Below are 8,018 nucleotides of genomic sequence, written 5' to 3'. Positions count from 1 at the left end.
CTAGGCGGCCTTGGCTTGTTCTTCGTGGGCATCCGCCAAGTTGCACAGAATATGCAATCCATGGCGGGCCCGTTCGCCCGCCGCCTGATCGCCGGGCTGACCCGCAGCCCCATGACCGCGGCGCTGGCCGGGGTCGGGCTGGGCGGGCTGACGCAATCCAGCAGCGCGGTCACCGTCATCACCGCCAATATGCAGGCGAGCGGGCTGATCACCGTGCAGCGCGCCCTGCCCTTGCTGGCCTGGGCCAATCTCGGCACCACGGCGCTGGTGCTACTGGCCACGCTGGATTTGCGTCTGGCAGCGCTTGTGCTGCTGGGATTTTCGGGGATAATTTCATACCTCAATCTCGATATCGGCGGCCGTTTGCGCCCCTTGCTGCATTCCCTGGTGGGAATGGGGCTGATGTTCCTCGGCCTGGCCCTGCTCAAGGCCGGCGCCGCTCCGCTGCGTGACACGGAATGGCTGCGCAGCCTGCTCGCCGCCACCGGCGATGCCGCCCTGCCCGCCTTTGTCCTCGGCGTGGCCGTCACCTTCGTGGCGCAGAGCAGTTCCACTGTCAGCATGATCGCCATCACCATGTTCAATGCCGGGGCGATGCGCTTCGACGAGGCAGAGATGGCAATCTATGGCGCCTCCCTCGGCTCGGGCTTGGCCACCTTCCTGCTGGCAGCCTCCATGACCGGCACCACCAGGCAGCTTGTGCTCTACCAATTCGCTTTCAAGGCGCTGGGCACGCTCATCTACGTGCTGTTGCACCTCGTTGAAGCCATTATTGGCATACCGCTGATCTCGGCGCTGCTCTCCCATCTGGCGGTGGAGCAGGACACCCAATTGGCCATGCTTTTCGGGCTCATGCAGATCACAACCGCGCTGGCGATGATCGCGCTCGACGGCCCGCTGCTGCGCCTGATCGCCCGCTTCGCCCCCCCCAACCCAACCGAGGCGCTCACCCGCCCCGCCTTCATCTATGATGGCGCGCTGCGTGATGGCGCAAGCGCGCTCACCCTGGCGGCGCGCGAACAGGCCCGTTTGCTCGCGCGCATCCCCACGCTGCTTGATTCGGTGCGCGAAGGGGCGCAGGGCGCCTCCATTCCCACCACGGCGCTATCTGCCGCCAGTCAGACGCTGGAAAAGACGGTGGAGGATTTCCTGGCCCAGTTGATCGGCGATGCCGCCAAGGCCGGGCTGGACCGTGCCAGCATGGCCGAGGCCGTGCGCCTCAGCGCGCGCAACCGAGTGCTGCGGGATTTGCGGGTGGTGGTGAGCGAATTCGCGGCCGGCGCCGCCCCTATCCCGTCATTGACCGAGGCGCTGCATCTCCTGCTCGAGCAATTGGCCGAAGTGCAGGATGGCGATGATATCGCCACGCTGCTCACCTTGAGCGAAGATCGCGGCCCAATGATGCGCCGCATCCGTGAGGCCCGCGCCGGGGAGGCCCCGCCCGATATGCTGCGCCAGGCCACCGCGAATTTCGAGCGTGCGGTCTGGCTGGCGCGCAGCCTGCTACTCATCGACCAGGAGGCGGCGCAAGCCCCGCTACAGGCTTAGAGCCTGTTCGGTGAGCCGAGGCGAACGAAACAGGCTCTCAGCTTTTGTTTGTCGAGCATCATCCGCTCAAACGATTCCGTTTGAACGGATGATGCTCTAGCCTTTGTTTTACCGCATTTTCTGAGCCGCCTTGCGAAGCCGCAAGGCTTGAAAATGCTCTAAGCCCCATCACCCGGCCAGAAAATCCACGATCAACTTCACCTGATCCGCCGCCATAAGCGCCGGCGCATGGCCGCAGCCCTTGATGGTAGCAAGCGTGGTATTGCCGTGCTGGTCCATTCTGGCCGCAGTCTCGGCCGTCAGCAGGTCGGAATGCTCACCGCGCAGCACCAACAACGGGCGGCTGACCGTCCAATCCCACAGGGCCCAGAGATCGACATCGCTGAGCGGGCCGGCCTGCATGGGCTCGACGATGCGCGGGTCGTAATGCAGATGCATGGCGCCATCGGCCGTCATCCGCGCGCTATGCTCGGCCATGTGGCGCCATTGCGCGTCGCTCAACGAACCGAAGGGCGCATGGACCAGCCGCAAATGCGCCTCCACCGCCGCCAGATTGGCAAAACGCGGCGGCGAATGGCTCAGATAATCGCGGATGCGGGCCAGCGCCGCCTCGGGGATGAAGGGGCCAATATCATTGAGCACCATCCGGCCCAGGCGATCAAAGGGCAGGCTCACCAGCCCCATGCCGATCAGCCCCCCCATGGAGGTGCCAACCCAATCATAATCGCCCAACTCCGCCAGCAGGGGCGTGAGCACCGCCACATAGGTCGGCACCGCATAGAGCATGCCCGCCGGCAGCCAGCCGGAGATGCCGCGGCCGGGAATATCCGGGCAGATCACCCGCCGCCCCTGCACCGCCAGGGCCTGGGCCAGCACATCGAAATCCCGGCCATTGCGGGTCAACCCATGGACGCAGACCACGGGCTTGCCCGAGGCTGGCCCCCATTCATGCCAACGCAGCGAGACGGCACCCCCCTCAAAGGGGCAGTGCATGCTGCCCGTTCGCGGATATTCCATCACACGATGCCTCTCTCCCGCAGCGCCGCCACCTCGGCCGCCGACATGCCAAGAATATCGCACAGGACATGCTGGCTATGCTCGCCCAAAATCGGCGGTGCCGAGCGGTAATCCGCCGGCGTTGCCGACATTTTGACCGGATTGGCGATGACCTTCACCACCTCGCCCGAGCCATGGGTCATTTCCACCACCATCTCGCGCGCCACCACATGGGGGTCGGCAAAGACCTGCTCGAGCGTGTTGATCGGCCCGCAGCCAATCTTCAGCGCCTCAAGCTTATTGACCCATTCAGTCGTGGTCAGCGTCTTCATCACCGGGGTGAGGGTGGCGGTCACAAGGTCGCGATTGGCGACGCGATTGGGATTGGTGGCGAAGCGCTCGTCAGTGAGCAAATGCGCCAGCCCCGTATTCTCGCAGAACCGAGCAAAAGTCGGGTCATTGCCCACCGCCAAAATCAGGTAGCCATCCTTGGTCGGAAATTCCTGATAGGGCGAAATATTGGGGTGCTGGTTGCCCAGACGCGGCGGATTTTCGCCGGTGCTGAGGTAATTCATCCCCTGATTGGCCAGCCAGGCGACATGGGTATCGAGCATGCCGATATCGATCTGCTGGCCCTGGCCCGTCGCGTCGCGGTGGCGCAGCGCCGCCAGGATGCCGATGCAGCCGTAAAGCCCAGCAAAGAGATCAGCCACCGGAATGCCCACTTTTTGGGGCGCGCCATTCGGCTCGCCGGTCAGGCTCATCACGCCCCCCATGGCCTGGATCAGCGCGTCATAGCCCGGCCGCGGCGCATAAGGGCCGGTCTGGCCGAAGCCGGTGATCGAGCAATAAATCAGCCGGGGGAATTTCTTGGAGAGTTGCTCCCAGCCCAGGCCATATTTCGCCAGGGCGCCCACCTTGAAGTTCTCGACCAGCATATCGCAGCTCTCAAGCAGCTTCAGCACGATGGCCTGGGCCTCAGGCTTGGCGATATCAAGCGTGAGCGACTTCTTGTTGCGGTTCACGCCAACGAAATAGGCGCTCTCCTTGGTGTTCGGCACGAAGGGAGGGGCAAAGCCGCGGGTATCGTCGCCCGCATCGGGCCGCTCGATCTTGATCACCTCGGCGCCGAGATCGCCCAGCATCTGGGTGCAGGTCGGCCCCGCCAAGACGCGGGTGAGGTCGAGGACGCGAAGGCCCTTCAGGGGGCCGCTGGGTTCAGACATGGTTTCAATTCTCCTGGACCCCGCTTTCATCACGCGGGGGGGAAACTGTCACCCCTCCGTCAGCACACTCGGGTGGAAGAGCTCTTCCGGGGAAATATCCCGCGCCGCCAGCCCATCGGCCAGGGCAAAGCGGATCATCGCCGCCACCTCATCGCGGTTGCGGGCAAAGCCATAGGGCCATGGGTCACCACCCATGATCGCCATCTGCTCCTCAAAGGCCGAGGCCAGCCACGGCATGGAGACGCGCAGCACATTGACCAGCCGCAACTCGGCCAGGGACATCTCCCGCGCCTTGGCAAAAGCCCGATAAAGCTCCACCGCCAGCCAGGGATGGGCGGCGGCAATGTCGCGCCGCAGCGCCAGGCAATGCATGATGGGGAAGAAGCCGGTGGCCTTATGCCAGGCCTTCTCCTCGGCCGCGTAATCGGGCCAAAGTCGCGTCACCACGCCCTGTCCAAGCGATGCCGGGATGCGCGGGCCGATCAGCGCATCCACCGCACCTGTTTCCAGCGCCGCCATCGGGTCCATGCCCAGCGGCGCCAGATCATGGCCAGGCGGCGGCGCAATGGCCACCCGCTCACCACCGCTGCGCCAGCGGATTGAGGTGGTATCCACACCATATTGCTCGCGCAGGAAGCCGCGCACCCACAACGCCGCGGTCTGCTGGAATTCCGGCAGGGCGATGCTGCGCCCGGCCAGATCAGCCGCCGAATTTATGCCACGGTCATTGCGGATATAGACCGCAGAATGCCGAAACGCCCGGGAGAGGAAGATGGGCAGCCCGATATAGGGCGAATCCCCACGCGCCGTGGTCACGATGTGGCTGCCCATGGACAGCTCAGAAATATCAAACGCCTTGTCGCGCAACGCCCGGCGGAAAATATCCTCAGGTTCGCCAGGGAGAAAAACCAGATCCACGCCGGGCACTCTCACCCGCCCATCCATCAGCGGCCGGGTGCGGTCCGAGGCGACGCAGGCCAGGGTGAGGGTGATTTTCGCCATCAGAGGTTTTCCGGAATGAAGGGCAGGCGGTTCGGCCGGGTGCCAAGCGCCGAGAAGATGCCGCCGGCAATAGCGGCAATGGCAGGCGCCATGGAGGCCTCGCCGGCACCGAGCGGGCGCGCCTCAGGGCGAATGATCAATTCGGTGGTCACCCGCGGCACATCGGCAAAGCGCAGCACCGGGTATTCCTCCCAGGAATCGCTGGTGATGCGCTGCCCGTCATGGCGCGCCTGCTCATGCAGCGCGACCGAGACGCCATCGAGGGAAAAGCTCATGCCGGGGTGATCCGGGCGAGCCGAATATACTCGGCCTGGCGGATGATATCGGCCCGCAGAAACGCATCGAATTCGGCCATGCTCATGGCCATGGGCTCAGCGCCCGCGCGGGACTGGGCATCGCGCGTTTCCGGCCGGCGGAGATAGGCGTTGATCTCCGCGTTCAGCCGCCCAAGGATCGGCTCGGGCGTGCCGGCCGGCGCCATCACGCCCAGCCAAATGCTGGCCTCATAGCCCGGCAGGGTCTCGGCCACCGTCGGCAGGTCGGGCATCAGCACATTGCGAGTGGGGCCGGTGGTGGCGAGCCCCCGCACCCGACCGCCCACCACCTGCTCACGCACGGTGGGAATGGCATCGAACATGATGGGCACCTGCCCCGCGACCAGCGCAGTGCGGGCCTCGTTGGAGCCCCGGAAGGGAATATGCTGCGCCTGCACGCCAGCCATGGAGAGAAACACCTCACCGGCGATATGATAAGGCGTGCCCGGGCCGGAGGAGGCGTAATCATATCGCCCCGGATTGGCCCGCAGCAGGGCGATCAACTCAGACACCGAATTCGCCGGCACCGAGGGGTGCACCACCAGCGCGTGGCGGGCGATATTCACCGCCGCCACCGGCGCGAAGTCGCGCATCAGCTGATAGGGGCGATTGGGCAGCAGGGTTTCATTGGCCGTATGGGTATTGCTCATCAGCAGCAGGGTGTGGCCATCAGCCGCCGCCTTGGCCACCACATCGGTACCAATCACCGCCCCTGCCCCGGGCCGGTTCTCCACCACCACCGGCTGGCCGAGTGCGGCACTCAGCGGCTCCTGCAACGCCCGCGCGCCAACATCGGCGCTGCCGCCCAGGCCGAAGGGCACGAAAATGCGGATGGGCCGCGAAGGCCAAGCCTGCGCTAGGGCCGGCGCCGCCAGCGGTAGGACAGGCGCCGCCAGCGCGGAGAGCAGCAATACACGTCGTTGCATCGAAAAACCCCTTTTGGACCTCGCCCGGGCGCTTCATCGGGCGCGGCGCGCCATCGCGCAAGCCTGCTGGCCCATGACCCTTGCCGAGCCTGCCACGCCGAACCATTCTGCCCCCGCCCAAAGGAGATTCCCATGCCCAGCCTGCGCACCACTGACGGCGTTGACCTGCATTACGAGGATGTCGGCGAAGGCACGCCCATGGTCTTCGTGCATGAATATGCCGGCGACCACCGCGCCTGGGAGGCGCAGCTGCGCTTCTTCGCCCGCCGCTATCGCTGCATCGCTTTCGCCGCCCGCGGCTATCCGCCTTCGGCCGTGCCCGCCGACCCGGCCTCCTATAGCCAAGACCGCGCCACGGATGACATTGCCGAGGTGATCCAAAAGCTCAACCTAGCGCCCGCCCACGTCGTGGGCCTCTCCATGGGCGGCTTCGCCACGCTGCATCTGGGCCTGCGCTACCCTCATTTGGCCCGCAGCCTGGTGGCTGCCGGGGTGGGCTATGGCGCCTCGCCCGATAAGCGCGAGCAATTCTGGGCCGAAACCGATGCCACCATCGCCCGCATCCGCGCCGAAGGCATGGACAAGATGGCCAATATCTACGGCCATGGCCCGACCCGCCTGATCTTCGAGCAGAAAGACCCGCGCGGCTTCGCCGAATTCATCACCCAACTGGCCGAGCACAGCACCGAGGGCTCAGCACTCACCATGCAAGGCGTGCAACGCCAGCGCCCCTCGCTATGGGATCTGCGCGAGGGCTTCGCCAAGATGACCACGCCCACCCTGGTCATCGCCGGCGATGAGGATGACCCCACATTGGAAGCCTCCATCTTCCTCAAGCGCACCATCCACAGCTCGGCCCTGCTGGTGATGCCCAAATGCGGCCACACCATGAATTTGGAGGACCCCGATGCCTTCAACCGCGCCGTGTTGGAATTCGTCACCCATGTTGATGCCGGCACCTGGCGCAATCGGATCCCCGCCAGCCTCTCGGGCGGAATCATCCGCTGAAAATAAGCCATTATTGCCGTCCATGAGGCGGGCATGAGCCCGCCCGCCATTTCCGTCGTCATCCCCTGCTACAATGAGCAGGAGGTCCTGCCCGAATTCCACGCCCGCATCACTGCGGCGATGGAGGGCATCGGCCTGCCCTTTGAGCTGGTCTATGTGAATGATGGCTCGCGCGATGGCACGCTGGCCCTGATGCTCCAGGCCCAGGCGGCCGATGGCCGGGTGGCGGTGGTCAATCTCAGCCGTAATTTCGGCAAGGAAATCGCCCTCACCGCGGGGCTGGATCATGCCGCCTGCAGCGAGGCGGTGGTGGTGATCGATGCCGATTTGCAGGACCCGCCGGAGGTCATCCCCGCCCTCGTCGCCGCCTGGCGCCAGGGCTTTGACGTGGCCTATGCCCAGCGCTCGGTCCGCCATGGCGAATCATGGCTCAAGCGCGTTACGGCGGCGGGGTTCTACCGGGTGATGCAACGCCTGGGCGGGCGGGTGCAATTGCCGCAGGACACCGGCGATTTCCGCCTGATGTCGCGCCGCTCACTCGATGCGCTACTGCAATTGCGCGAACAGCACCGCTTCATGAAGGGGCTATTCGCCTGGGTGGGCTTCCCCTCGGTGGCGGTGCCCTATGACCGGGCACCGCGCGCGGCTGGCACCACCAAATGGAATTGGTGGAAGCTGTGGAACCTCTCGCTGGAGGGGATCACCAGCTTCACCGTGGGGCCGCTTAAAATCGCCAGCTATCTGGGCCTGGGCATCGCCTTCATCTCGGCCGCCTATATCGTGCAATTGCTGCTGCGCACCCTGCTCTTTGGCAATCCGGTGGCGGGCTATCCCAGCCTGATGGCCGCGGTGCTCTTCCTGGGCGGCGTGCAGATGATGATGCTGGGCATTATCGGCGAATATCTCGGCCGGGTGTTCAATGAGACCAAGGGCCGGCCGCTTTATATCGTGGAGCGGCATATCCCCAGCGGCTGAAGTCTGGGCCTTCGCGCATACGC

General features: G+C 65.1%; 8 protein-coding genes. 3 read left to right on the top strand and 5 right to left on the bottom strand.

Annotated features, from left to right (window positions below; all coding sequences use genetic code 11):
* Positions 1-1,548, top strand: a 1,548-nt coding sequence (locus ABWP84_RS10970) for a Na/Pi symporter (protein WP_353212066.1), incomplete at its 5' end; no start/stop codon positions are given.
* A 168-nt stretch (positions 1,549-1,716) separates the two neighbouring features.
* Here the strand turns inward: ABWP84_RS10970 and ABWP84_RS10965 are convergent.
* The 5 genes from ABWP84_RS10965 to ABWP84_RS10945 are packed head-to-tail and all read right to left on the bottom strand — an operon-like array spanning position 1,717 to position 6,012.
* On the bottom strand, positions 1,717-2,565 hold the full coding sequence (locus tag ABWP84_RS10965) for an alpha/beta hydrolase (protein WP_353212065.1): 849 nt from the start codon (positions 2,563-2,565) through the stop codon (positions 1,717-1,719).
* The gene (locus tag ABWP84_RS10960) at positions 2,565-3,770 is read right to left on the bottom strand and encodes a CaiB/BaiF CoA-transferase family protein (protein WP_353212064.1); all 1,206 of its coding nucleotides are present in this window, start codon (positions 3,768-3,770) and stop codon (positions 2,565-2,567) included. Before ABWP84_RS10960 ends, ABWP84_RS10965 begins: the two co-directional genes overlap by 1 nt.
* Before the next feature lie 48 nt (positions 3,771-3,818).
* The gene (locus ABWP84_RS10955; protein WP_353212063.1) at positions 3,819-4,772 is read right to left on the bottom strand and encodes an ABC transporter substrate-binding protein; all 954 of its coding nucleotides are present in this window, start codon (positions 4,770-4,772) and stop codon (positions 3,819-3,821) included.
* A complete protein-coding gene (locus ABWP84_RS10950; RefSeq protein WP_353212062.1) occupies positions 4,772-5,047 on the bottom strand; it encodes a hypothetical protein in 276 nt (91 codons plus the stop codon). Before ABWP84_RS10950 ends, ABWP84_RS10955 begins: the two co-directional genes overlap by 1 nt.
* Positions 5,044-6,012, bottom strand: coding sequence for a tripartite tricarboxylate transporter substrate binding protein (locus tag ABWP84_RS10945; protein ID WP_353212061.1), 969 nt, complete (start codon positions 6,010-6,012; stop codon positions 5,044-5,046). Before ABWP84_RS10945 ends, ABWP84_RS10950 begins: the two co-directional genes overlap by 4 nt.
* Positions 6,013-6,144: 132 nt before the next feature.
* Here ABWP84_RS10945 and ABWP84_RS10940 point away from each other — a divergent pair, with 132 nt between their 5' ends.
* Positions 6,145-7,020, top strand: a complete 876-nt coding sequence (locus ABWP84_RS10940; RefSeq protein ID WP_353212060.1) for an alpha/beta hydrolase — start codon at positions 6,145-6,147, stop codon at positions 7,018-7,020.
* A 33-nt stretch (positions 7,021-7,053) separates the two neighbouring features.
* Positions 7,054-7,995: a glycosyltransferase family 2 protein gene (locus ABWP84_RS10935; RefSeq protein WP_353212059.1), complete on the top strand. Its 942-nt coding sequence runs from the start codon at positions 7,054-7,056 to the stop codon at positions 7,993-7,995.
* Positions 7,996-8,018 lie beyond the last annotated feature (23 nt).

Origin of the sequence: Rhodovarius sp., assembly GCF_040399605.1 — a bacterium.
Taxonomy (GTDB): Bacteria; Pseudomonadota; Alphaproteobacteria; order Acetobacterales; family Acetobacteraceae; genus Rhodovarius; species Rhodovarius crocodyli_A.
This window is presented reverse-complemented; position numbering and strand designations above follow the sequence as displayed.

What these genes read in the sequence shown, in the direction of transcription:
- ABWP84_RS10945 (WP_353212061.1), bottom strand. Translation starts at nt 6,012, where the DNA reads ATGCAACGACGTGTATTGCTGCTCTCCGCGCTGGCGGCGCCTGTCCTA.
- ABWP84_RS10940 (WP_353212060.1), top strand. Translation starts at nt 6,145, where the DNA reads ATGCCCAGCCTGCGCACCACTGACGGCGTTGACCTGCATTACGAGGAT.
- ABWP84_RS10935 (WP_353212059.1), top strand. Translation starts at nt 7,054, where the DNA reads ATGAGCCCGCCCGCCATTTCCGTCGTCATCCCCTGCTACAATGAGCAG.
- ABWP84_RS10950 (WP_353212062.1), bottom strand. Translation starts at nt 5,047, where the DNA reads ATGAGCTTTTCCCTCGATGGCGTCTCGGTCGCGCTGCATGAGCAGGCG.
- ABWP84_RS10960 (WP_353212064.1), bottom strand. Translation starts at nt 3,770, where the DNA reads ATGTCTGAACCCAGCGGCCCCCTGAAGGGCCTTCGCGTCCTCGACCTC.
- ABWP84_RS10965 (WP_353212065.1), bottom strand. Translation starts at nt 2,565, where the DNA reads ATGGAATATCCGCGAACGGGCAGCATGCACTGCCCCTTTGAGGGGGGT.
- ABWP84_RS10955 (WP_353212063.1), bottom strand. Translation starts at nt 4,772, where the DNA reads ATGGCGAAAATCACCCTCACCCTGGCCTGCGTCGCCTCGGACCGCACC.